Source organism: Exobacillus caeni (assembly GCF_005747095.1).
GTDB lineage: Bacteria > Bacillota > Bacilli > Bacillales > Guptibacillaceae > Exobacillus > Exobacillus caeni.
Window position 1 is genome coordinate 1 of record NZ_SWLG01000003.1, and the last position, 26,318, is coordinate 26,318.

Annotated in this window: 21 protein-coding genes; 17 read left to right on the forward strand and 4 right to left on the reverse strand. The window is 40.9% G+C overall.

Features of this window, described 5'->3' with window-relative positions; all coding sequences use genetic code 11:
• The 9 genes from srlA (FCL54_RS04300) to FCL54_RS04340 form a co-directional block, all read left to right on the forward strand.
• Positions 1-521 (forward strand): PTS glucitol/sorbitol transporter subunit IIC (gene srlA / locus FCL54_RS04300; protein ID WP_138123586.1); only part of this gene is annotated, 521 nt, incomplete at its 5' end.
• Position 522: 1 nt separating this feature from the next.
• A complete protein-coding gene (gene srlE / locus FCL54_RS04305; RefSeq protein ID WP_138123588.1) occupies positions 523-1,533 on the forward strand; it encodes a PTS glucitol/sorbitol transporter subunit IIB in 1,011 nt (336 codons plus the stop codon).
• A gap of 212 nt (positions 1,534-1,745) precedes the next feature.
• Positions 1,746-2,684 (forward strand): sugar-binding transcriptional regulator, encoded by a 939-nt coding sequence (locus FCL54_RS04310; protein WP_138123590.1) that lies wholly within the window; start codon positions 1,746-1,748, stop codon positions 2,682-2,684.
• A gap of 239 nt (positions 2,685-2,923) precedes the next feature.
• On the forward strand, positions 2,924-4,177 hold the full coding sequence (locus FCL54_RS04315) for an NAD(P)H-dependent oxidoreductase (RefSeq protein WP_138123592.1): 1,254 nt from the start codon (positions 2,924-2,926) through the stop codon (positions 4,175-4,177).
• Between the two features lie 64 nt (positions 4,178-4,241).
• A complete protein-coding gene (locus FCL54_RS04320; RefSeq protein ID WP_138123594.1) occupies positions 4,242-4,670 on the forward strand; it encodes a transcriptional regulator GutM in 429 nt (142 codons plus the stop codon).
• A gap of 21 nt (positions 4,671-4,691) precedes the next feature.
• Entirely contained in the window at positions 4,692-5,234 is a 543-nt protein-coding gene (srlA, locus tag FCL54_RS04325) for a PTS glucitol/sorbitol transporter subunit IIC (protein WP_138123596.1), read from the forward strand.
• Position 5,235: 1 nt separating this feature from the next.
• The gene (gene srlE, locus FCL54_RS04330; RefSeq protein ID WP_138123588.1) at positions 5,236-6,246 is read left to right on the forward strand and encodes a PTS glucitol/sorbitol transporter subunit IIB; all 1,011 of its coding nucleotides are present in this window, start codon (positions 5,236-5,238) and stop codon (positions 6,244-6,246) included.
• Between the two features lie 26 nt (positions 6,247-6,272).
• Positions 6,273-6,629 carry a PTS glucitol/sorbitol transporter subunit IIA gene (locus FCL54_RS04335; protein ID WP_138123598.1) on the forward strand — a complete coding sequence of 119 codons (357 nt, stop codon included), beginning with the start codon at positions 6,273-6,275 and terminating at the stop codon, positions 6,627-6,629.
• A gap of 217 nt (positions 6,630-6,846) precedes the next feature.
• Positions 6,847-7,446 (forward strand): YesL family protein, encoded by a 600-nt coding sequence (locus FCL54_RS04340; protein ID WP_138123600.1) that lies wholly within the window; start codon positions 6,847-6,849, stop codon positions 7,444-7,446.
• A 42-nt stretch (positions 7,447-7,488) separates the two neighbouring features.
• Here the strand turns inward: FCL54_RS04340 and FCL54_RS04345 are convergent, their stop codons facing one another.
• The 4 genes from FCL54_RS04345 to FCL54_RS04360 form a co-directional block, all read right to left on the reverse strand.
• Entirely contained in the window at positions 7,489-9,039 is a 1,551-nt protein-coding gene (locus FCL54_RS04345) for a type 2 periplasmic-binding domain-containing protein (RefSeq protein WP_138123602.1), read from the reverse strand.
• 44 nt (positions 9,040-9,083) lie between these two features.
• The gene (locus FCL54_RS04350) at positions 9,084-9,962 is read right to left on the reverse strand and encodes a carbohydrate ABC transporter permease (protein ID WP_138123604.1); all 879 of its coding nucleotides are present in this window, start codon (positions 9,960-9,962) and stop codon (positions 9,084-9,086) included.
• A gap of 15 nt (positions 9,963-9,977) precedes the next feature.
• Complete coding sequence (locus FCL54_RS04355) at positions 9,978-10,952, reverse strand: ABC transporter permease (protein ID WP_138123606.1); 975 nt, start codon at positions 10,950-10,952, stop codon at positions 9,978-9,980.
• A 77-nt stretch (positions 10,953-11,029) separates the two neighbouring features.
• On the reverse strand, positions 11,030-14,875 hold the full coding sequence (locus tag FCL54_RS04360; protein ID WP_138123608.1) for a right-handed parallel beta-helix repeat-containing protein: 3,846 nt from the start codon (positions 14,873-14,875) through the stop codon (positions 11,030-11,032).
• Between the two features lie 351 nt (positions 14,876-15,226).
• Between FCL54_RS04360 and FCL54_RS04365 the strand changes: the two genes are divergently transcribed.
• From FCL54_RS04365 to FCL54_RS04400, 8 genes are all read left to right on the forward strand, one after another.
• Entirely contained in the window at positions 15,227-16,243 is a 1,017-nt protein-coding gene (locus FCL54_RS04365) for a LacI family DNA-binding transcriptional regulator (protein WP_138123610.1), read from the forward strand.
• A gap of 21 nt (positions 16,244-16,264) precedes the next feature.
• On the forward strand, positions 16,265-19,012 hold the full coding sequence (locus FCL54_RS04370) for a glycoside hydrolase family 2 protein (protein WP_138123612.1): 2,748 nt from the start codon (positions 16,265-16,267) through the stop codon (positions 19,010-19,012).
• Between the two features lie 15 nt (positions 19,013-19,027).
• The gene (locus FCL54_RS04375) at positions 19,028-20,164 is read left to right on the forward strand and encodes a glycoside hydrolase family 172 protein (RefSeq protein WP_138123614.1); all 1,137 of its coding nucleotides are present in this window, start codon (positions 19,028-19,030) and stop codon (positions 20,162-20,164) included.
• On the forward strand, positions 20,165-21,274 hold the full coding sequence (locus FCL54_RS04380; protein WP_138123616.1) for a Gfo/Idh/MocA family protein: 1,110 nt from the start codon (positions 20,165-20,167) through the stop codon (positions 21,272-21,274).
• The gene (locus FCL54_RS04385; protein WP_138123618.1) at positions 21,271-23,385 is read left to right on the forward strand and encodes an ADP-ribosylglycohydrolase family protein; all 2,115 of its coding nucleotides are present in this window, start codon (positions 21,271-21,273) and stop codon (positions 23,383-23,385) included. Before FCL54_RS04380 ends, FCL54_RS04385 begins: the two co-directional genes overlap by 4 nt.
• Before the next feature lie 13 nt (positions 23,386-23,398).
• Positions 23,399-24,355 (forward strand): ribokinase, encoded by a 957-nt coding sequence (gene rbsK, locus FCL54_RS04390; RefSeq protein WP_138123620.1) that lies wholly within the window; start codon positions 23,399-23,401, stop codon positions 24,353-24,355.
• Between the two features lie 100 nt (positions 24,356-24,455).
• Positions 24,456-25,355 carry an ABC transporter permease gene (locus FCL54_RS04395; protein WP_138123622.1) on the forward strand — a complete coding sequence of 300 codons (900 nt, stop codon included), beginning with the start codon at positions 24,456-24,458 and terminating at the stop codon, positions 25,353-25,355.
• Positions 25,356-25,368: 13 nt separating this feature from the next.
• On the forward strand, positions 25,369-26,313 hold the full coding sequence (locus FCL54_RS04400) for a carbohydrate ABC transporter permease (protein WP_138123624.1): 945 nt from the start codon (positions 25,369-25,371) through the stop codon (positions 26,311-26,313).
• Positions 26,314-26,318: the final 5 nt, after the last annotated feature.

Here is a 26,318-nt window from a genome sequence, read left to right on the forward strand (position 1 = left end):
GTGAACACTTTATCGGCATGTTCAACGCAGGCGGAGAAGTGTTCATGGGTCTGGTGACGGGAATCGTCCCGACGCTTGTCGTGTTGCTGACATTCACATACGCAATCATGAAGTTTATCGGGGAGGAACGGGTGAACCGGGCGATTCAGTTCGCTTCCAAGTACATGCTGCTTCGCTACACGGTAATGCCGATCCTTGCCGTATTGATTCTAACGAACCCGATGGCATACACCTTCGGTCGCTTCTTGCCGGAAAAGCAGAAGCCGGCATTCTACGATTCGGCGGTATCCTTCGTCCATCCGGTCACATCGCTGTTTCCTTACGCTAACGCAGGTGAGTTGTTCGTGTATCTTGGCATCGCAAACGGGATCAAAGAAGCGGGGTATTCGATCTCAGAGCTCGCGGTCCGTTACTTCCTCGTCGGAATCGTCATCATCCTGCTTCGCGGAATCGTGACCGAGCTGATCACGAAATACCTGGCGAAGCGAAACGACGCAAGCGTGTTAGAAGGGGGAAACTAAGATGGCACATCGTGCAGTATTTGTCTCAAAAGGACCGGGAGGCTGGGGAACAGGCCTTCATATCGAACCGAGCGGGAAGAAGACGAAGGTCGTCTCGATCACAGGAGGCGGGATTCATCCTGTTGCCCGAAAGATAGCGGAACTGACCGGAACAGAAGCGGTCGATGGCTTTAAGAACTCGGTACCGGAAGAAGAAACGATGTGTGTGGTCATCGACTGCGGCGGTACGGCGAGAATCGGGCTATATCCGATGAAGCGGATTCCGACCGTCGATATTCTCGGTTCTTCTCCATCCGGCCCGCTCGCCAAGCATATCACAGAAGATATCTTCGTATCCGGTGTTACGCCAAACGAAGTTTCGGCCGCTGAAGGGGCAGAGGAAAGTGCGGGGGCACAGGAAGAACTGGATCCGACATTCGATACGACGGATAAAGATAAATTCCAGGAAGAATACCAGCGGGTGAAGAGCGAACAGCTCGATAACAGTGATAACTGGCTGATGCGGTTCTCCCGAGGGATCGGAAAAGTTACCGGAACGCTTTACCAGGCGGGGCGTGACTCGGTGGACATGCTGATCAAGAACATCATCCCGTTCATGGCGTTCGTCAGTATGCTGATCGGAATCATCAACTACACGGGAATCGGCGATGTCATCGCGAATACGATGTCACCGCTCGCGAGCTCTTTATGGGGCTTGATCGTGATCGTCGTTATTTGTACGCTGCCGTTCCTGTCGCCGATCCTTGGCCCTGGAGCCGTCATCGCCCAGGTCATCGGGGTGCTGATCGGAAGCCAGATCGCGCTCGGGAACATCCCGCCGCAGTTCGCGTTGCCTGCCCTGTTTGCGATCAACGGCCAGGTGGGATGCGACTTTATCCCGGTCGGGTTGTCGCTGGGAGAAGCGAAGCCGGAAACGATCCAGTACGGGGTGCCTGCCGTGCTCTACAGCCGCCTGATCACAGGGGTTGCGGCAGTTGTTATCGCTTATTTTGCCAGCTTTGGCATGTACTAATATGAAAAGAAAACGCTCTCTTTTCAGAATTTCTTTTTCAAGTTATGATATAAATAGTCTAACTAACTTCCCTTAAATTTCTAATATATTCTTAAAAATCATTATGCTACCTATTTTCAAAGTTTAGCAAATTGTAAAGCTCCTTAAGGAATGTCCTATAATAAACTTTGTACAAAATAGAACAAGAGCATAACTGGAAAAGGAGATTTTCAATGGCTATTCTCGAAGATAGAAGGTTATTGGTGAAAATCGCACATATGTATTATGAAGAGAGAGCTACACAGTCACAGATCGCTGCAAAGATAGGTGTAAGCCGTTCATTGATTTCAAAATATCTTGCAAAAGCAAGGGACCAGGGTATTGTTGAAATCATCATCCATGAAGATGATGACCAAAAGTACCGCAAGTTGGAGAGCAAGATCGAACAGCAATATGGACTAAGAGAAGTCATCTGTATAGATAGTGTGGAATACGAATCATCAAAAATAAGGCTCGGAAATGCTGCAAGCCAGTATTTATTGAGAGTGATTAAAGAAAACCAGATTGTTGGAATTTCTTCAGGTACAACGTTAAATGAGGTTTCGAAAGCAGTTTCAACAAACCAGGAGTTTCCGTCCGTTACCTTTGTACCGTTAGTTGGCGGTGTAGGAAATGAACGGGTAGATATTCATTCTAATTATCTTGTAGCCAGGTTTGGCGAGGAACTAAAGTCCAATTATGAGTTGCTTCATGTACCAGTTATCGTCGATAGTAAAGAGGCGAAAGAGGTCATGATGCGACAGCCGTCTATCCAGAAGGTTTTTAGAATGGCTGAAAACTCGGATATTGCAATTGTAGGAATTGGGGGCACGCCGGAACATTCCACGATGGTTAAGTCTTATTTGGGAACAGAAAAGGAAGACTTATTTAAAGCCCAGGAAGTTGTAGGAGACATTTGTTATAACTTTATTGATAAAGATGGAAATGCTACAAACTCTCCCTGGAATGAACGGGTAATGGCACTTGATCTTGTGAAACTAAAAAAAATACCTCTAGTGATCGGTGTGGCATCAGGAAGTGAGAAAGTGCAAGCGATCAAAGCTGCTCTAAAAGGAGAGCTTGTGGATGTCCTTATCACAGATGAAGCTACAGGCATTGCCTTAACTGAATAAAATGATTAAAAGGGATTGACTCATAGGTGTCCGACACTTTGCTTTTGAGTCAATTCCTTTTTTATCGCCCGTTTTTAGAAAATTCAACATTGACACAATTTTTATTTTAATTTACACTAGTTAGTAACAAATGATAATAGTTGTGGCATATGTTCCAAGAATCAATATGAAAAGTGAAGTGGCTAATTTTTATGGCCGGAAAATGTAAGCGTTTAAAATAGTGGGGAGGAATATTATATATGTCTATCTACAAACAATTGCAACAACGTGAAACAGAAAATAATCCAATAAAAGTAGGAGTCATCGGAGCAGGGCAAATGGGATTCGGTATGATCGCCCAAATTTCACGGATTCCAGGTATGGCAGTGAGAGGCATTTGCGATGTGAATGTGGAAGCTGCCAACAGAGCTGGGGATTATTATCAATCAAAAGTAGATCGTAAAGAATCAATGGTAATATCTGATGACATGCGAAAAGTAATCCAATCGAATGATGTTGAAGTAATCGTAGATGCAACCGGTGTACCTGAAGTAGGTGCGAACATTGCTTTAGAAGCGTTACGCTCCAAAAAACACCTCGTCCTATTAAACGTAGAAGTTGATATAACGATCGGATCAGTTATGCATCAAATGTTTACGAACGCAGGGTTAGTTTATACAGGATCTGCCGGAGATGAGCCTGCAGCAACTTTAGAACTGTACGAATTTGCTAAAACAATGGGCATGGAAGTTTTAGTTGCAGGAAAAGGAAAGAACAACCCATTTATACCAGAGTCAAATCCTGATACTTGCGCAGCGGAAGCAAAACAAAAACATATGAGTGCCCATATGCTTGCAGCATTTCAAGATGGAACGAAAACAATGGCCGAAATGAACTTACTGAGCAACGCAACCGGATTGGTACCTGATAAAGTGGGAATGCACGGTGTTGAAGCAAATGTTCAGAATGTTGCCGATAAGCTAGATACAAAGGATAAAGGCGGCGTCTTAGGGAAATACGGAGTAGTTGAATATGTACACGGTTTAGCACCAGGCGTATTTGTCATTGTGAAGAGTGATCTTGAGCCAGTAGATGAAGAGCTTCGTTACTTGAAAGTCGGCAAAGGTCCTCACTACACTTTTTATCGTCCATATCACCTTGCAAGCCTTGAGACACCAATTACGATTGCTAAAGCAGTACTTCAGCAGGAGTCCTCTATTCATCCGATCGGTGCACCAGTATCTGAGACAGTGGCTGTTGCCAAACGGGATGTTAAAGCTGGAGAAAGACTCGATGGAATTGGTGGTTTTGCTGTCCGTGGTGTGCTTGAAACCCACAAGGAAATGAAACAAAACGCCCACATTCCGATCGGGCTGATCAGCGGGAATGTTGTAGCCAAGAAAGACATTAAATTAGGCCAATTTTTGTCGGTAGATGATGTAGAACTTGATCCTTCTACTACTGTTTGGAAATTACGTTCTCTTCAAGATAACTTATTTCCAACACTCGTCTAAAGGGTTAAAATATTGTTATAACTTTTTACAATACTAGTCCTTTAATTTTAAAGGGGGTCTTTAGATGAAGTTTGCATTTATATTGAGTGCTGTGCTTATCGTGCAGTTTTTGTTGTCCCTTTTGCAAATTCGATACTATCGTAAAAGCATGGATAAGATTGTTAGCGATTACAAGAATAAAGAAGGCTATTATATGTTCTCTGGAATGGATAGACGAAAGTTTCGGCCAGGTGCAATCGCTGTCATCATTGTGGATCAGAACTATGTCGTACGAGAATGCCATACGCTTGGAGGATTATCTGTCCTATCAAAATTTAAACAAGTAGAAGAATATCAGGGTATCCATGTAGGAGAACTTTTAAATCGAGTTCATGTCACCGACGATTCAAAAAAGGGGAAAAAGAAAAAAGTTCCTGCTATGAATGCGGCGCTCACAATGGCTTCGGAAAATGCCCTGCTATCAGTTTCAAAAAAGAATATGACGACTGCTTAGAAAAAGGGGTGTAAGAGAGTTATGGAATGGATTCAATGGTTTGGCGAACACTTTATCGGCATGTTCAACGCAGGCGGAGAAGTGTTCATGGGTCTGGTGACGGGAATCGTCCCGACGCTTGTCGTGTTGCTGACATTCACATACGCAATCATGAAGTTTATCGGGGAGGAACGGGTGAACCGGGCGATTCAGTTCGCTTCCAAGTACATGCTGCTTCGCTACACGGTAATGCCGATCCTTGCCGTATTGATTCTAACGAACCCGATGGCATACACCTTCGGTCGCTTCTTGCCGGAAAAGCAGAAGCCGGCATTCTACGATTCGGCGGTATCCTTCGTCCATCCGGTCACATCGCTGTTTCCTTACGCTAACGCAGGTGAGTTGTTCGTGTATCTTGGCATCGCAAACGGGATCAAAGAAGCGGGGTATTCGATCTCAGAGCTCGCGGTCCGTTACTTCCTCGTCGGAATCGTCATCATCCTGCTTCGCGGAATCGTAACCGAGCTGATCACGAAATACCTGGCGAAGCGAAACGACGCAAGCGTGTTAGAAGGGGGAAACTAAGATGGCACATCGTGCAGTATTTGTCTCAAAAGGACCGGGAGGCTGGGGAACAGGCCTTCATATCGAACCGAGCGGGAAGAAGACGAAGGTCGTCTCGATCACAGGAGGCGGGATTCATCCTGTTGCCCGAAAGATAGCGGAACTGACCGGAACAGAAGCGGTCGATGGCTTTAAGAACTCGGTACCGGAAGAAGAAACGATGTGTGTGGTCATCGACTGCGGCGGTACGGCGAGAATCGGGCTATATCCGATGAAGCGGATTCCGACCGTCGATATTCTCGGTTCTTCTCCATCCGGCCCGCTCGCCAAGCATATCACAGAAGATATCTTCGTATCCGGTGTTACGCCAAACGAAGTTTCGGCCGCTGAAGGGGCAGAGGAAAGTGCGGGGGCACAGGAAGAACTGGATCCGACATTCGATACGACGGATAAAGATAAATTCCAGGAAGAATACCAGCGGGTGAAGAGCGAACAGCTCGATAACAGTGATAACTGGCTGATGCGGTTCTCCCGAGGGATCGGAAAAGTTACCGGAACGCTTTACCAGGCGGGGCGTGACTCGGTGGATATGTTGATCAAGAACATCATCCCGTTCATGGCGTTCGTCAGTATGCTGATCGGGATCATCAACTACACGGGAATCGGCGATGTCATCGCGAATACGATGTCACCACTCGCGAGCTCATTATGGGGCTTGATCGTGATCGTCGTCATTTGTACACTGCCGTTCCTGTCGCCGATCCTTGGTCCTGGAGCCGTCATCGCCCAGGTCATCGGGGTGCTGATCGGAAGCCAGATCGCGCTCGGGAACATCCCGCCGCAGTTCGCGTTGCCTGCCCTGTTTGCGATCAACGGCCAGGTGGGATGCGACTTTATCCCGGTCGGGTTGTCGCTGGGAGAAGCGAAGCCGGAAACGATCCAGTACGGGGTGCCTGCCGTGCTCTACAGCCGCCTGATCACAGGGGTTGCGGCAGTAGTCATCGCGTACTTTGCAAGCTTTGGGATGTATTAATAATAGAAGAAGATGGAGGACTTTAAATGTCAACAACGATTGTAAAAGAAATTGGGGCATTAGTGCCTACCTTTAAAAATGATAAAATTGTTATTCTTTTTGGTCCGCAGGCGCCAAAGGAATTGAGAGAAATGTCTGTTATTCATGAATTTGAGGATTTAACGGATGAGCCATTAAAAGTTGGCGGTAAAATAGAGTTTGGTGATGAAGTATTTACGATCACAGCCGTTGGGAACAAGGCAAACGACAACTTTAAAGAATTAGGCCATATTTCAATTTATTTTCAAGAAAACAACGAAGATATATTACCTGGCGCAGTTTTCGCCAGCCCGGATAACTTCCCGACTATAAATGAAGGAACAGTGATTAGGTTTAAGGATTGAAACAGAAGCGAACAAAGGCATCAATCAAATGTTTGATTGATGCCTTTGTTCTATTTTAACCAGAGTAAATTTTCCAATTGATCAAACGTTTGTTTAAAATGAATCTTGTAACCTTTATTATTGAATGATGTTGGGGGAAAAACCTTAAAATGAAGGGAAAGCAATTTTCATAGCGAATACTTATACATAGAAACTATTTAATACAGGGGATGTTAATGTGAACATCTATGATGGTAAATTGTTTAACGTTGCAATGAAGGTTTCTGACTTTGTTATTCTCAATATGATATGGATTATTCTATGTGTACCTATTGTAACTATTTTCCCGGCAACCGTAGCGATGTGCGGGGTAGTGAGACGCTGGAATAGAGGAGAAGAGCCCCCGTTATTTGTTACTTACTTTTCTCTATTTAAAGCAAACTTTCGCCAGAGTTTTATAATAGGCTTATTCTGGAGCTTTTTTATAATAGGTCTGTATCTGAATCTTTCTATTTTTGACAGTTCCATCTTAATTAAATTATTCATGCTTCTGTTAGCTAGCATAGTAGGCATTATTACAGTTTATCTTTTTCCGGTAATGGTTAATTACAATCACAGTATAATAGGACATGTAAGAAATTCGTTTTTTCTAGCCCTGCTCAGTCCTTTGAATCTTCTGTTAGTGATTTTAGTAATTATAAGTTCTGGAACCATTTATTATTATTTTCCATTGGCCATCATTTTTATAGGAAGTTATACGATGTATCTTATCTATAAAATTTGTGACCGAACATTTGAGAAAGCTGCGAAAGCGAGATCCACTTCTGTTAGTAGGTAACAAACAAAGGAGCTGACCCTTTTCGTCAGCTCCTTTTGTTTGTTATTGATTTTGATAACGGTCATATGCAGATTGCTTTGCTTTTTTAACATCATTAATTCCCATTGATTCTAACGTTTCTACGTACTGATCCCATTCTGCATCGATGTCTTTTTGACCTGTAATAAATGCGTCTCTCATTTCGTCTTTAAATGTCTGGACATCGGTAGAAGTACTCTGTACGGTTTCATTTTCTTCATTTGTCATCCATAGGATTGGTTCAAATGCCATAGAAACATCAACATCAGCCCATGTTTCCCTGGCTTCTTTTCCGAGATCGTTTAAAACCGCTTTTGATGCTTCTACACTTGATACCGTAATCCACCATGGGTTTACATACTTCGTCATGGCAAGTCCAGGGACATTTTCTTTGTCATTCATTATTTTATCCGTGAAAACTTTTTCTCCTTCTTTTTCTTTAAAAGTTTCTCCCTCGATTCCCCAGTTAAAGAACTCCTGTCCTTCTTTAGAAAATCCATAGTCAAGGTATTCGATTAATTTTTCTGGGTTTTCCGTTTTAGCAGAAATTCCAAGACCATAAGGCTGGGCGATCCGTTTGGCAGTTGAGTTCAATGAAGTAGGCTTCCCATTATATTCTAAATATGGGATGGGAGTGAACTTAAATGGGTTCCCTGCTTCTTCGGCCATCTTCATGATACGTGCCATGGAATCACTGTTATCAATAAAGCCTGCGCTCTGTCCATCTACTAATTTTTTATCATAAATATCTCCGTCATTCGTTAAGTAATCTTTGTCAAGCAGTCCTTCTTCGTATAATTTATTGAACCATTTTAAGGCTTTCTTGTATTTATCAGTGGCAGGGCCATACGTTACTTTGTTTCCTTCCAGGTACCAGTCATCCGCAACACCGAATCCATAGAACAATTTATATATTTGCGGTGCATATCCGGTAAGACCGACGAACTTCTTGTCTCCTGAGACATTTTTCTCTTTCATTGCCTTTAGAACTTCATAAAGTTCCTCGTTTGTTTTAGGTACACCTTTACCCGCTTTCTGCAGCCAATCTTCACGTAACACCATACCTTCGCTTAAATTCAGGAACTTATCCATTGTAATCCATGGCATATAGAACATTCTGCCTTCAGGATCAACGAGCTGCTTTTTTAGATCGGGATTTTCATCAAGGAGTTTCATCAGATTTGGAGCATTTTCTTTTACAAGCGGATAGATATCTAATATTCTACCCGCTTCGTAATATTGGATAGCCCTTTCTGGACTCCAGCGATACCAGATCGCATCTTCCATATTTCCCGAAGTCATCATGAGATTGAAGGATTCAGTTGCGTCTCCTGTTGGATGAACATATTTAATTTTCACCCCTGTTCGATCTTCCAGCTTATCATAAACCATTACTTCGTTATAGCTTTTTCCACCCCAGACTTCCACTGCCCCAAGCCATGTCCAGATACTAAAGTCGGAGTTATCCTTTGATTTTGCATCACCCTGTTCACTAGTTTCTTCACTACAAGCTGTTACAGCAAAGGTAAGAGCAAACACCATGAGAATTGCGACCAACTTTTTAAATGAGTTCATTCCTTTTCCCCCTTAAAATTTAGTTGAATAGAAAGCTAAACCATTTATTCTTTTAAAGAGCCTAGCATAACCCCCTTTACAAAGTATTTTTGTATAAATGGATAAACCACTAAGATAGGAATTGTACTAACAATAATTGTGGCGTATTTTAAGTTTTTAGCTACTTGATGAGTGACGTTGGCGGTATCGCCTCCAAAGTCAGATACCCTTCCCTGGATTAAAATTTCGCGCAATATTAGTTGAAGTGGGTATAACTCACGGTTTTGCAGGTAAATGGAAGCTGCAAACCAGGAGTTCCAGTGTCCAACCGCATAAAATAAAACCATAACCGCAATGATCGGTTTTGATAAAGGAAGAATAATCCTCAATAAAATCTGGAAATCGTTGGCTCCGTCGATTCTCGCCGATTCCTCAAGGCTATTCGGCAGGCCCATGAAATAAGTACGCATTAATATTAGATTCCAGGCAGACATTGCCCCTGGTAATAGCAAAGCCCATATAGTGTTATACATTCCTAACTGTTGAACAATCATATAGTTTGGGATCAGGCCACCTGTAAAAAACATCGTGAAAACAATGCTGAACATTAATATTTTTCTTCCCATCAGCCATTTACGCGAAAGCGCATAGGCGGCAAGAGTAGTCAGTACGATGTTAATGGTGGTGCCGAGGACTACGTAAAATACGGAATTTCGAAATCCTTTTAAAATTAGCTCGTTTTGAAAGACCGCGATATAGGAATCGATTGTAAATCCCTGTGGTATTAGCATAAGGGAACCATGCTTTGCTATTTCTGAAACAGAGCTAAGGGAAGCGACTAAAATATAGTAAATCGGGTAAATGCTTAATACCATCAGAATGGTGAGCAATATATACACAGATGAATCAAAAATTTTATCTCCAGTTGTTTTGCTATGTTGCATAACAACACCTCCTTCTTACCACAAACTGTTGTCTGAAATTCGTCGGCTTATAGCGTTTGCAATAATGAGCAGTGTAAAATTAACCATCGTATTAAATAATCCAACTGCTGTTGCGAAGCTAAATGCGGAATGTTCAATCCCTTTTCGATAAACATAGGTCGAGATTACATCTGCTGTTTCATATGTCAGAGGCTGATAGAGTAAGAGGATCTTTTCAAACCCGGTACTCAGTAAATTACCAAGAGTTAAAATTAAGATGATCACAATGGTCGGCCTGATAGCAGGGAGTGTAATATGCCACATTTTTCGGAACCTTCCTGCGCCATCTATTTCGGCTGCTTCATAAAGATTAGGGTTTACATTCGAGAGGGCAGCAAAATAAATGATAGAACTCCAGCCGATTGTCTGCCACACTTCACTCGATACATAAATAGTTCTAAAATATTCTGGAAACTGCAAAAAAGGAATGGATCCTGCACCCATTAAATCACGTAATTGGTTTATCATACCGTCCGTTGCAGTAAAGTCCTTTATGATCCCGACGACTACTACTAAAGAAATAAAGTGTGGGATATAAGTGATGGTTTGGACACTTCTCTTAAATATGCGGTTGCGAACCTCGTTCAACAGTAATGCAAGGATGATTGGTGCAGGAAAACCAAAGATAAGAAGCCAGAAATTTATCAGAAAAGTATTCTTAATTAAACGCCAAAAATAATAACTGTTAAAAAACTCTGTAAAATGTTTCAATCCTACCCAGGAGCTCTCAAAGAATCCGACACCAGGAATATAATCCTGAAAGGCAATGACGATCCCGATCATTGGCCAGTAGTGAAAGATCAAATAATATAAGACTACTGGCACCAGCATCAGGTAAACATATTTCCCTCGATTAAATTCTCTAAGAAATCGCTTTAGGAAGGATGGCTTTCCTTTTGTTACCAAAATAGCCTTTTCAGATTGATTTTTCAGGACTGTCGTGTTTTTCATAGATTAAAACCTCCCAGTAAAGCAAGTTTATAAGAGGAGAACTACCTCCTTTCTCAAGCAACGCTATTATTAAAAGATTACTTAAGAATTAAGTGGTCAACCCAGAAGCAATAGTCTCCACCAATGGATGTGATGATAATTTCTATTGACTGGAGGCTGTTGAGTTCTGCTAAGCCTTTTTTATGAAGAAGCCATTCATTGCTACCCGATAAAGGAATTTCAATAAATGTCCAACCGTTTCGTGATTCGGAATATAACGTTGTCCAGTTTAACTCAAATGCTAATGGACGGTATTCAAAAAATTTGTTTCCATCTTGTCTTAGCCTGATGATAGGATTCTGATGAGATGAAAAACCATCACGAACCTCATGCTGGAACTTTATCCAAAATGAGAGGGTAGAGTATCCAGAAAGAGTGTTGAAATGTTGACTTGGTGGTTGGTAAACATAACGTGCTAGTTTCGAATCAGATTGAAACTTGATGGCAAAATCTTTGGTTACTTTATGAATATTATCTCCAGAAATTCTGGCAAATCTATTAGATTCTGCACTATATACTGTCCAGTGATCCAGTTGATTTGTAGCTAATTCCTCTCCTTCATCCAGTACATGGACATCGATCCAGTCTAAGTCAGCTTTTTGTCCGTTATTTACGGTAACTCCTGCACGATAAAATCCGGGATTTTTAAAATAATGTCTTACTTTCTGTGAACGGGAAGTAGTACCATCACCAAAGTCCCAGTGATAGGAAAGTTCAGATCCATCTGGAAAGCATTCAAAAGTAACAGGCTGGTTAGATTTAATGAGAGCAGGTGACATCTCCGCGTTTATCTCTGGCTCAGGAGCGTTAATTGGTGATTCTCTCCTGAATAAATTTGTTACATTCTCATTGATTTGCATTTCTCCCAACTTGTTCCCGGTAAGGTCATTGCCGCTCATATCGATCCACTTTGCATGCTTCAAATATATTCCATACGTCTCATTATTTTTAATTCGGTTTCCCTGGATGATCCAGTGATAGGATTCATAACCTTCCTTAAAGCGGATAGCGACACCACAGCTTTTATTATGGTGGATGTTATTATCCTTCATGACAAAATGGCTGCTGCTTCCGTTAACTACAGCGATTCCAGCGTTTCCAAATGCTTCCGGAGCGTTGCATTTCTCTTTTCCGTTATAAGCTGCTTCATTTCCGATAAAGACGGTTTGATCGGAGCCGCCAAGCCAAAAGCCATAGCTAGAATGGTTGCCTTTATTCCGGATAAAAATATTGCCGGCATCCCAAACTTCCCATGCGTTATTATGAGAGTAGGAGGCGTCATTCTCCTCAAAATAGTTTCCACTTGATATAAAGCCGTTTAAAGAGCGGATAAAAACACCATCCCCGCCATGCGTGAAATCATTTCGATAAAATCGGTTTTCATTTGAACCTGTTTCGATAAGCACAGAAGTTGAATCACGAGCGTGAACTTCGCCTGGAGCAATCCGGATACCATAATTCATGATATTGTTTGTGATGGTATTTTTGCAGGAACCCCACAACTTCAAACAAACATTCGTACAGTGTGCAAACTCATTGTTTTCGATAATATTTTCATTGGAATAATGGAGATTTAAACCATTCCAAACGTCGTTACCTTTGTTTCGTGCAATTGTACTTTTGTTGATGTGTTCAAGCATTAATGCGCCGTTTGGCTCTCCATCTCCCCAGCCATGTTCAGGATCAGTAAAGTTACCGGAAAAGTCATTGTCCGTAATCTTGATCGATTCTCCGAACATAAATTTGCTGCCTAGCTGAAATCCCTTGATATTTACATTAGTAAGAGTGACATTTGAATATCCGTTGGAAAATATTCCGATTCCCTGATAGCTATATTTTTTTCCTTCTATCCCGAGACCCTTAATCGTTGCACCGTTTCCATCGATCTTAATATTGTCGTCTGCGATAACAATTCCTTTTCCGCTTTTAAAATGGTATTCTCCTGGAAAAAAAGTAGTGTCTTCTGTAATAACCATTCCTTCAGTGGGGATAACGAGATTCTTTTTTGAAGAATTTCTTCTGCCACTTTTCCAAACAACAGGAAACTCACCGATCCTAAGGTTGGTACATCCATAAGGGATCAATTGGATCTCCTCTTCTGGTTCTGATGATTCCGCTTTCTCAGGTAATGGTCCGGCAGAATTGTTCTCCATTTTCCAATCAGGCAACCTGACGCCTTTAATCGTAATTTGTAAAGGAGCGTTACCAGGTTCAAATGGCTGTTTATTCAAATCGAAATGTTGAATTGAGTAATCGGAGATCATGTTTTGCTCATTCAGTAAAATGCCGTAGTTCCAATTGGATTTAGGATAAACTTCCCAGTTAGCATATCGATCTTTGCCGTTTAATTTTTTCCATTCTTCTTCCATTTTGAGAGCGAATAATAACGGCCCTTTTTGAATGGAAACACCCTTACTTGGTCTTTCGTGTACTTCTAATCCACCTGGAAGCCGCCATTCAACCACATCACCGTTTGACCATAGACGACTGATTACTGCATATCCTTCTTTTTCTTCGATGGGAATAAGTTCGCCGTTAACTGTAAGTACTGGTTTTTCACACCATGAAGGAATCCTCAGCTTTAATGGGAATTCTATGTTCTTTTCGGGCTGGATGGTAAAGGATATCAGATCAGAAAATGGATAATTTGTTGTTTCGTCAATGACTAAGGGAATACCGTTAGGAAGTACTGTCTTAAGTTTGCTGGGGCCATAGTATACTGCAGCAACGCCACCGTCGCTGGTACCCATCCACAGGTTAGCTGTAAACTTAGGCCACCCCTGATGAAGGTTGGCAAGACAGCATTCAAAGTTTGGTCCAAATCCGTAAAGGTTTGAATCATCTCCATTTATTGTCCAGTTTCTCTTCGCTTTTGAAACAAGAACCTGGTTAACCTGCTGATCGTATTGATGACCGCAATGGTCGGATTTTAATGTAGCCGGCAAAGCGTTGTAAGCAATTTTTTCAAGTCTGTCTCCCCATTCACTATCTCCTGTTATACGAATTAGTTGTTGGAGAGAGTACATATATTCCACTACAGCGCAAAGTTCTGTTCCTTGAGTAGGGGAGGTTTCTGCCAGCCACTCATCTCCTGAAAACATGCCCTGTGCCTGTCCGTGGTACTTCATTAAACTGGTGATTCCTGTTTTGGAAGATTCTTTATGTAAGTTATTATTTGATTGAAGATAAAAGACAGCCGGTAGCTTTAGACCCATGGCGACATTAACAACATGTGTACGATGGGCAAAAGAGGTGACTCTATTTTTGTATGGGAAGTCTTGGAAGATTTCTGTCCAGTTAATGGTCTGTTCGTAGATTTTATTTGCAAGGTCCAACAACCATTCTTCGGAACAATGGTGTTCGTATAGCCAATAAATAGCTAAAAGGTTTTCAGCTCCACGAGCAGCTGCCCATTCCTTTAACGGTTGTTCGTCGATCCTGGTATGCTGATATTTAAAATATTTCTTCATGAAAGGTATGACACGCTGGTCATTAGATGCTTCGTAATACATGATGATCACCTTGAGCATGACCATCCGCGGCCACCAATCATCATTTGTCTCCGGACCAAATTGTCCATTTTCTTTTTGGCTTTTGAATAGTTGCTCCATCCAATCCTTTGCTTTATTCTGTAGTTTTTCATCTTCTAATAAATAGGAAAGTGGTAATAACCCATCCAGGTAATAGGGTCCTCTTTCCCAGTTTTCCCCATCTCCACCCAGCCAACCGCTATTCGGCCCAACGTCTTCCCAAATTTCATCTAGATTCCCGGTAAGTCCCTCAGCCTGGATAACAAGCTGATCTTTTAACCATCCAGTTGGTTTAACTGAGCCGAGAGGAAGAGAAGAAAAGGGAGTGGCTGCCAGTTTTTGTGTGGTATCCATTTCATCACCTCTAAATTTTAATTAGATTCCATTATGTAACCGGTTACACCAAAAGACAAAAAATGTAACCGGTTACTTGCCAACATTATAGATGGTAAAACGCTAAAGTTCAACAAAAATTTAGAATTTTGTAAAAATAGTTCGTATTTCTATAGAAAATAGTGTCTTTAGGACTAATTTTGATTATTCGAAGTAAAAATTTTCCTTCTGAAAGCCCGAATTAATTTTTAAAATTTCAGAAAATTATTGCAAATATTGTGAATAGCTTTTATAATAAAAAAAATGATGGCCGGAATTTTTATATTTTTTGACGTTTTCTGTAACCGGTTACACATGAGGGGTTGAGTCAAAGTGGCAACTATTAGAGATGTAGCAAAGGCAGCAGGAGTATCAGTGGCAACGGTTTCCAGAGTGATAAATAAAAATGAATATGTAAATAAAGAAACAGAGCAAAAAGTAATTGTTGCGATGCAAGAGTTGCATTATGAGCCGAGTTCATTAGCAAGAGGGCTCGCAGGAAAGAAAATGAATACAATCGCTTTGATGATACCGGATATTTCAAATCCTTTTTTTCCTGGATTGGCAAGAGGGGTGGAAGATGTTGCTCAACAATATGATTTTAACGTGTTTTTGTGTAATTCTGACGATCTGGCCTATAAGGAAAAATCTTATTTAGAAATCTTGAGAAAGAAAAGCATCGATGGGTTGATTATTATTTCAAATAACGTCAATGAGGAAGAATTAGAACCGTTAAGAATGGCAAACATCCCAGTAGTATTGCTTGATCGTCCATTTAATGAACAAAATTACAGTGTTGTACGTTCCAACAACCGGAATGGGGCAATCATGGCAGTTGAACATCTTCTAGCGATAGGTTGTAAGAAAATTGCCCACATTGCCGGCCCTGAAAAATTTGTAACAGCAAGGGAACGCAGGTTAGGTTATGAAGGGATAGTTTCTCAATACTCATGGTATACTCCTTCCCTGATTGAACATGCCAATTTTGACATAGAAGGAGGAAAGCAAGCCGTGACAAAGTTGGTAGCCAACAACACGGACATAGACGGAATATTTGCTGGTAACGATCTTATGGCTCTCGGGGCACTAAAGCAACTCATTAAACTTGGGAAAAATGTTCCGGATGATATTGCTTTATGTGGATTCGATGGTATTTCTTTGACTGAATTAACTCAGCCAGAGATAACTACAATTCAGCAGCCTATCTATGAAATGGGTGCAGCAGCTGCATTGACGTTGATAAAAAAGCTGAAAGGGGAAATAACAGAAACGAAAATTCAAGAGCTGGACGTGAAATTGATAATAAGAGGGTCCACTGAGAAAGGAAAAAAGTTACCGCTTGCAACATAATAAAATGGAGAGGTGAAAGGTATGAACACTATTACACCACAAACGGTGAAGCGAGAAAACTACATCGATCTTACTGGAAGGTGGGAAGTGTTGATTGATTTCAATAATGAAGTGAAAGAAATTTCCCAACTGAACCAAATGACTAAATGGCAGCCATTAAACGTTCCGGGGTGCTGGGAACAAATAGAGTCGAATAAATTGGCTGAAGGTCCTGTATGGTACAAAAAACGTTTTCTCGTACCTCACTCCTGGAACAATTCTCCTGCTTCGCTATCTTTTGAGGGTGTTAATTATTTCTGTGAAATATGGGTTAATGGAAAGGAAGCAGGAACACATGAAGGAGGATGGAATGGATTTGAAATAAATGTAACCGATTACATAGTCCCCGAATCCGAAAATGAAGTAGTGTTGAAAGTTTACAAGCAGGGTGAAAAATATCCTGTGCGTGAATGCCTTGCTGGTTTTTTCCCGGATGTAGGAGTAGTGTTTGGAGGGATATGGAAACCTGTCGCCCTTAAAAAAACCCCTGAAATAAAAATAAACGATATTTTTATAAAGCCAAGAATCAAAGAAAAGCAAATTATAACTGAATATAAAGTGGAGACTGTTACAGCAAAAGAACACGATTCAATTATTCGTTTAACAGTATTCGATCCTAATGGAAATATCGCTGGAAATAAAGAGGAAACGTTGCCATTTTCCAGTACCACATGTACTTACAATACAGCAGTCCCAATGAATGGTCCACTGGCCTTGTGGGACATGGAATCACCAGAATTATATAAATTAAAAGTGGAAATTCTTGTAGATGACAAAACGGTAAACATCACAGAAGAAACTTTTGGGATGCGAGAAGTTACTATTTTGGGAGATCAAATCTATTTGAACGGCAAATCGATTTATTTAAGGGGAGTGTTGCATTGGGGCTGGTACGGTGACCATATTGCTCCTACCCCTACAGAAGAAGAGATTAGAAATGAACTGCAGCATGTAAAAGAAAGTGGTTTCAACTTAGTGAAACATTGCCTCTATATTCCAACGAAAGAATACCTTCAAATTGCTGACGAAATGGGAATCCTGATCTGGCAAGAATTGCCGATGTGGCTTCCTGAAGTAAATGATGAGTTTGAGAAGCGAGTATTTTACCAATACGAGAGAATCATCTCAGAAATCCGCAACCACCCTTCTATCATCATGTGGACCCTTGGATGTGAACTAAATCATCAGGTGAATGCATCATTCCTGGAAACGATATTTAATAAGGCCAAAAAGTTGACTGATAATGCTGTTATTAGGGATAACAGCGGTTCAGGGGAATGTTACGGCGGTTTATTAAAAGAACATGCAGATTTTTACGATTACCATTTTTATAATGATATACATTTTTATCGAGATTTAATAAACCAGTTTGCGGGAAGCTGGCGTGAAAAAAAGCCATGGTTGTTCGGAGAATTTTGTGACTATGATACATATCGAAACTTAGACGGAATCAGAGAACATTTTAATGGAGAATTGCCCTGGTGGCTCAAAGATGATTTACAGGAAAATCCGGGCTCAAAGGAGACTAGATGGCACTGGTATCGCCAGGAAGAAAAGATGTCAAATCTCAACCTTCCGTTTACGAACAAAGATCTGGCTGAAAACTCGATCAGAAGTGCCTTTGCTTATCGGAAAGCAGTGTTGGAGCTGGTTCGCAGCTACCAACAAATCACAGGTTATGTTCTTACTTCGATAAAAGGAAACCCAATCGCAACAAGTTCTATATTTGATGATTTTGGTATGCCGAATCACGAACCCGATTGTTTCCAGAGTTTTAATGAAGAAACGATTTTAACATTAACCTGGGATAATCGCCGGAACTGGGTTAACGGAGGTGACCGCCTGATAAACTGGGATCATTTTAACTATTTTTCTGGCGAAGAAATACGTCCACATATCTTTCTGTCTCACTATGGTGATGAACCAATTATTAATACCTGTCTTCAATGGAATTGTGTTCAGGAAAACGGCTTACAGATCGCAAATGGCAGTGTAGAGATTCGAAGCTTCGGAGACGGGGAAGCGAAAGAGCTCGGCGTGGCTGAGTTTTTTGCTCCAGAAGTTACAAAGCCGATGAAACTGATTTTTCAAGCTGAATTGGAATGGGAAGGAAAAACAATAAAAAACAGATGGTCATTCTGGGTGTTCCCGAATATTTTACAACCAAAAGACTTTGACAGAACGTTGATTGATGATCCGCTTCATCTATTAAATGGACTATTAAAACGTCATCCGTCTCTTTCTTATGAACACCATGTTAAGGAGATTTCAGATCATAAAAGCGTTATTGTGACTACTATGCTGCGGCCTGACCATTATCGATTTATGGAAGAGGGAGGAAAAGTAGTTTATATACAGCGGGGCGAAGGAGAATTTCCAATTAACAAAGTGCCGTTCTGGAGAGAGTCTATCCAGCTGTTTTATTCACATCCTTTGATGAATTTGTTTCCACATGAGCAGCATACTGGCCTGGCGTTTTATGGCATAGCTACTGACACTGCCTTCGATTTTCATGGAATGGAAGGATTCAAACCGATTATGGGCAGATTGGATGCAAGAACGTTTGAATTAAGTCATTACATGGCTCAGAAAGAAATCGGAAAAGGATTACTGATCGCAACGACCCTGAGGTTTGAAGGAGGACTGGGTGCTGAGCCGGACGGTATAGATCTCAATCCAGCCGGAAGTTACTGGCTTGAGTCGTTAATACTAAAAAATTTGCATAAATAGGGAGGAGGGAAATCAATGGTGATGGGATATAGTAGTCTTGCAGACCTGGCAAGAATAAGAAATTGCAAAAGAAAAAGGTTTTCAAGTTACGACCGTACTGGCGGAAATTATGACTGGATAGAATTTGCAGCCAATGAGACAAAAGTTATCGCAGAAATGAAAGGAGCAGGAAGTATCCGTCATATCTGGTGTACGATGTTTCCGCCATCTGGGGAAGATCTTTATTTGCGGAAGGTACTAATCAGAATGTATTGGGATAATGAGAGCAATCCGAGTGTTGAGGTTCCGATCGGGGATTTTTTCGGAATGGGACATGGAATTTCAAAAGATTTTTGGTCCCTTCCGTTGTCAATGTCCCCTGATGGGGGGAGGGGGTTTAACTGCTTCTTTTCCATGCCCTATCAGGATGGGGCAAGGATAGAAGTTGTGAATGAGTGTGAATCCCAGTTAAATTTCTACTATTATATAGATTTTGAAGAGTACAATTCCCTTGAAAAAGATATCGGCCGTTTTCATGCCCAATGGCGAAGGGAAAACCCCACAGATTCCTGGGGGGCCGACATGCCTTTGAAAGAACCGCTTGGAGCAACTAGTGGAGGGCAAAAGCACTTAATGGAAGTCTTGTGGAAAAAGCCTAATAAAAGTGGTGACGGTAACTATCTGATTTTAGAAGCGGAAGGAAGAGGCCATTACATCGGATGTAATTTGAATATCGATTGTTATACCCAGGAAAAAAACAATTGGTATGGAGAAGGGGACGATATGATTTTCATTGACGGCGAGGAAACCCCTTCTATTCATGGAACTGGTACAGAAGATTATTTTAACACCGCCTTTTGCCCCAGAGATGAATTTTGCACACCTTACTATGGGATTCACTTGAATTCTGGTGATGAAGAAAACCCATGGAGAGGCAAAAACTCTATGTACCGCTTTCACATCGAGGATCCAATTCATTTTGGAAAATCCATTAAAGTCACAATAGAGCATGGACATGCAAATAAGTTAACGGGGGATTATTCAAGCACTGCTTACTGGTATCAGCTGGAGCCGCATAAACCTTTTCCTGAGATGCCCCCTGTTAGAGAAAGGCTTCCAAGAAAGTATAAAAAAAGAACAGTGCTTGATTTGATTGAACAGGAGGGTTACTAAATGGAAGGGCATGGGCGTCATACCCCAATAGGTAGTTCTTATCGAATAGCTGTTGTTGGCCTTGGGGAAGGGAAGGGATTGATAAAGGGTTTGGACGGGCATCCGGAGCTGACTGTTCAAGCCATCTGTGATATTGATAAAAATTCAGTAGAAAGAGTACAAAAGCAATTCCATATTCCGGAGGTGTTCACGAACCTTGATACACTGCTCGCAGAGTCTAAAGTAGATATAATAGCGATTTATACACCAGACCAGTTGCATATAGAACATATTAGGAAATCTCTTGAAGGCGGTAAGCACGTACTTTGCACAAAGCCATTAGTAAACTCATTGAGAGAAGCAAAAGAAGTGGTAGATCTGACAAGAATGTTTCCAGATCTTCAGTTGATGGTCGGTCAAAGTTCACGATTTTTTGGATCAATGCAATATCAAAGAAAGGCTTTTGAGGAAGGAAAGCTAGGAGAATTAAGTTACGTAGAAGCCCACTATGTCCATGACATGAGATGGTTTTATGGCAATAGGCCCTGGGCACGTGAAGGCGGCTTTGATTTATTGTTTGGAGGATGCTCTCATCCAGTTGATCTTGTTAGATGGTATATGGGAGATGTGGAAGAGGTATTCGCTTATGCCAATAGATCATTGATCGGGGAGGAAGCAAATTTTCAGGGAGAGGATACTTTCGTTATCAGCTTGAAGTTTAAGAATGGAAAAATAGGCAGAGTTCTTGGTATGTATGGGCTCGAACATCCCCATCAGACAAGGCCATGGATTGAGGTAGGGGTTTATGGTACAGATGGTACATTTATATCTAAGTATCCACAGCTTGAATCGATCGTCAAGCTGAAAGGGGAGAATGAAAGGATCGAATCTTATTTTGAGGATTCTTACCACTATTTTCAGTTTGAGGGCATTAATCATCATGCGGGTGAGTTTGTAAACTATATGGAGTATTTTTCCCGATGTATCACTAAAGGAGAAAAGACAATGCCGGATGCGGAAGATGGCTTCAAGACAATCGCCACACTGGAAGCTATACGGGAATCTATTAAAACCGGCAAACCTGAAAAAGTAAGTGAACTAACCACATCCATAGGACTGATGGATAGGTGATTGCAGAAAGATATCTTCATAAAGTGTATGGAGGGTGGCTTGGAAAGATAATCGGAGTCCGGCATGGTGCTCCGATTGAAGGATGGTCATATGAACAAATACAGGATGAGTTCGGTGATATTAAAACTTACTTAAAATGTGTAGAAAATTTTGCTGCAGATGATGACTTGAACGGCCCAATTTTCTTTCTGAAATCATTGATCGATTACCCTTCCGGTTCATTGACACCACGAGAGATGGGGTATCATTTATTAAATTATGTGCCAGATGGCCATGGTTTCTTTTGGTGGGGAGGCTACGGAGTATCCTCTGAACATACAGCATACCTTAATTTAAAATCACGAATAGATGCACCTTTATCAGGTTCATCCAATCTTAATGGCAAGGTAGTTTCACAGCAGATCGGCGGACAGATCTTCAGCGATGTCTGGGGGCTTGTATGTCCAGGCCATCCTTCCAAAGCTGCTCAATTGGCAGGAATGATGTCATCTGTTACCCATGACGGGGAGGCAGTCTATGGAGGGAAATTTATAGCTGCATGTGTAGCAGCAGCTTTTGAAGCAGAGAGTGTACAAGAGATAATCGGAGAAGCGCTATCTGTGATTCCATCTAAAAGCCAGTATGCGACTATGATCAGGGAACTGATGGAATTTCATTCATTAAATAAAGACGACTGGCGCTCCTGCTTTCAGTTAGTACAGCGAAATTTTGGCTATGACCATTATCCAGGGAACTGCCATGTTATACCGAATGCCGCCATCGTAGTTCTTTCTTTGTTATACAGCAATGGAGAATTTTCAAAAGGTATTAACATCGGAAATATGTGTGGTTGGGACACAGACTGTAACGCAGGGAACATCGGAATGATTCTTGGCGTTTTCACTGGCCCGGAAATGATTGATGAGAAGTGGAAAACACCGATCAGGGATATTGTTGTATGCTCAAGTGTTGTTGGCTCTGAAAATATAGTGGATGTTCCTTCATTAACAAATACAACAGCATATCTGGGAAACCGGTTGATGAGAGGAGAAAGTACAAGATGTCCACAAAAGCTTGATTTTTCTAAAAGAGTGTTTGATTTTGAATTGCCTGGTTCTCTTCATGGGTTCCGCGGGAGAGATAACAACAACGGAAAAGTGAAATTGGTAAACACGGATGAGATTGTTTTGAGTGGAAAAAGGGCCTTGAAAGTAATTTATACAGATACCGGTAGATCCACTGAATACCAATGCTTTTATAAGACGTATTATAGTCCTGAAGAATTTGATGATAACCGGTATGAACCTGGCTTTTCTCCTTTAATAGTGGGTGGGCAAACGTTAAAGTTCCATGTTTTTTTTCCTGACTTTCAAGGCATTGAAGGAACAGTTTCCATATATATTAAAGATTATTATAGTCAATCTAACTATCATAGTAATGCTTATAGCATAAAAGAAGGAGAATGGGTTGAAATAATTTATACCATACCATTTTTAGACTCTGTATGTATTGAGGAAATAGGGGTTCAATGCAATTTAGCACAATCGCCAATTTCAAATTTTTATTTTTATGTTGATACAGTTACGATCGAGGGAAAACCCGATTACTATTTATCGTTCGATAAAGCTGTGGTGGAGAATTGGAGTGCTACCCAAAAGGAGATCAGTCAGTTTACGTATTTAAGGGGGAGTTGGGAACTGGAGGATGGCCATCTTGCCGGATCATTTTATAATGAATCTGCCGAGATATATACAGGAGATGTCTACTGGAAGGATTACGAGTTCGAAGTTAATTTTATGCCCGTTAATGGGTATGACCATCATATTTTGTTTAGAGTTCAAGGTGCGATGAAGTCTTATAAGGCAGGTTTTTCAAGGGATCATCTTGTTATTTATAAAAAACAAAATCATGCACTATATACATTGAAAAGTATTCCGTATCAATGGCAACCTGAAGAATACGTGAATCTGAAGGTTATCGTATCTAAGCATCAAATAAGCGTTTTTCTGGAAGGGAAAAAAATAGTTGAAATTCAAGATGAAGAAAGACCATACCTTTCAGGAATGATAGGGTTTGGAAATGACGGAGCAAGCCGTACAAAATACAAAGACTTTAGATTGAAGTGTTTTTAAAAGGAGGAAGGGTATGAATGATGATTATTTATTAGTAGTAGGCAGTATTAACATGGATATCATGACATTCGTTAGCAGACATCCATTTCTCGGGGAGACGATTAAAGGAGAACAGGTTACATATACACCAGGAGGTAAGGGTGCTAACCAGGCTGTATCTGCCGCACAGACTGGCTCAAAGGTAATGTTAATGGGTGCAGTCGGGAATGATCATTTTCAAGAAAACTTAACGTCTAACTTGTTGAAGTATAACATTCCGACAGATTTTGTTGTAAAAAAGGAAATGGAAAGCTCCGGAATTGCATTTATCACAGTAGGCAACAGCGGGGAAAACACAATCATTATTTACGAGGGGGCGAATGGGAAGCTCAACAAAGAAGAAGTTGATTTATTATTATCCAATGAGGAAAATATGCCTTCAGCAGTATTGCTGCAAAATGAAATACCATGGGAAGTTAATGAACACATCTTAGGCTTTGCCCGCTATCATGGCATTAAAACCTACTATAATCCTGCGCCGGCATTCTCTATTCCTACAAAAGCTTTTAACGATGTAGACGTATTGATCGTGAATGAAACAGAGGCAGTTTTTTATACCGGAGTGCAGATTAAGAATCGGGAAGACATCACTTATGCCATGAAGCGGCTGTTGGACCTTGGAGTAAAAGAGGTCATCTTAACACTTGGAGAACATGGGTGTATTTACTCTTCTTATATTGGCGAAAATCTGGTGATTCCAGGAGTGAAAGTGAAAGTTGTAGATACGACGGGTGCGGGAGATACGTTTATAGGTGCATTTGCTTCCCAACAGCAAAAGGGCGAGAATCTCAAGGAGTCACTTGAATACGCTTCGATCGCAGCAGCCATCACCTGTACGAAACAGGGTGCGCAGAATTCTATGCCAACAGATGTTCAAATCCGGATGTTTCAAGAGAAACAAAGAGCAATAGAAATAAACTCGCCAAACTAATGTTATTACCAAAACAGTTGCATCCGGATATTTAGTCGAAGGTTTATGAAACCGGTTACATTTTAATGTAACCGCTACCATAAGAAAGGAGGCAGTTCTGATGCAATTAAGTTATCTGAAAAAAAACAGATATTTGTATTTTATGTTAATTCCGGTCCTTCTCTGGTATCTCATTTTTATGTACGTGCCAATGTATGGTTTAATATTAGCTTTTCAAGATTATAACTTCAGCGCTGGATATTTTGGCAGTGAGTTTGTTGGTATGGAGAATTTGAAAATATTACTAAATGATCCTAGTTTTAGAAATGCTTTTGTAAACACACTCGTTATTAATTTCTACAGAATTGTATTCGGATTTCCTCTTCCAGTAATTTTTGCACTGCTATTAAATGAAGTCTATCATATGAAGATTAAAAAAATTATTCAGACGGTCACATACCTTCCGCACTTTATTTCCTGGATCGTTCTGGCAGGAATATTAAACTCCCTGTTGGCGGTCGATTCAGGAATTGTTAATCTTTTGCTGGAAAAATTGGGTTTATCCCAGATTAACTTTTTTCTCGAAAATGATGTTTTTCGGCCAATGGTTATAATCACTGAAATTTGGAAGGAGATTGGGTGGAACACTATCATTTACCTTGCTGCAATAGCGGGGATCAACCCGGCGCTTTATGAAGCAGCGATTGTAGATGGGGCGAATAGGTTTCAAAGGATTTTGCATGTGACAGTACCGTGCATTCGTAACGTTATTGCGATCATGCTCATTCTCCAGATCGGAAATATTCTTCAGATGGGTTTTGACCAAATTTATAACTTATACAACCCGGCGGTTTTTGAGTCATCGGATATTATAGATACTTATATCGTCCGAAACTTGACTAACTCTTCTAACCTGAGTATTCCTGCAGCGGCAGGACTGATAAAATCATTTATTTGCTTTGGATTATTAGTGATTGCTAATTATACTGCGAAGCGAATGGGAAATCAGGGAATTTATTAATGGGGGTGAGTAAATGAGTCTGCCTCAACAATTAGAGACACAACCGGAAATGGAAACGGATAAGCCCGGGAAAAGGAACAAAAGGCCAAAAAGGAATCGAAAGAAGCCGAAACAAAAGATGCATGTGTTTGATTATATCAACTATACAATATTGACAATTTTAACACTTGCGACTATCTACCCTTTTTGGTATGTGCTTGTAATCTCGTTCTCTACCCAGGAGGGATATTATCAAAGTGCTTACCACCTTTTGCCTAATAGCTTTTCACTGGAAACTTACAAATATGCTTTTACAAACGACCAGGTGTTCCGGTCTATAGGTATCAGCCTTACTGTGACGATTGGTGGCGTTTTAATTAGTCTTGTACTGACGGCTATGGGAGCCTATGTTTTGTCCAAGCAAAAGCTAAAAGGAAGAAAAGCATTTTTTATTTTTATGATTTTCACGATGTTTTTTAATGGGGGGATCGTTCCTCTCTATATACTTGTAAACTCTCTGGAAATGAGAGATACAGTATGGGCGCTCATTTTACCGATGGCAATAAATACGTTTAACTTAATCCTTATGATGAACTATTTTTCTTCATTGCCAGAAAGCCTTGAAGAAGCTGCAAAAATAGATGGCTGCAATGACTTCCAGATCCTATTTAAGATCGTCCTTCCATCTTCGAAGCCGATTGTTATGACGATTGTACTTTTTTACGCAGTGTTCTATTGGAACGATTGGTTTCTGGCTATGTTGTTTATTTCAAATCAGGATTATTATCCACTCTCTTTATTTTTAAGGAATATGATTATAAGTTCTCAAAACTTTATGTCAACCGGATTGGCGATACAAGTGCCGGAAATGCTTAAATCAGCGGTTATTGTGATCAGTGTAGTACCCGTTATGTTGTTCTATCCTTTTGTACAGAAGTACTTTGTTCAGGGAATTATGCTTGGCTCTGTTAAAGAGTAAAGCAT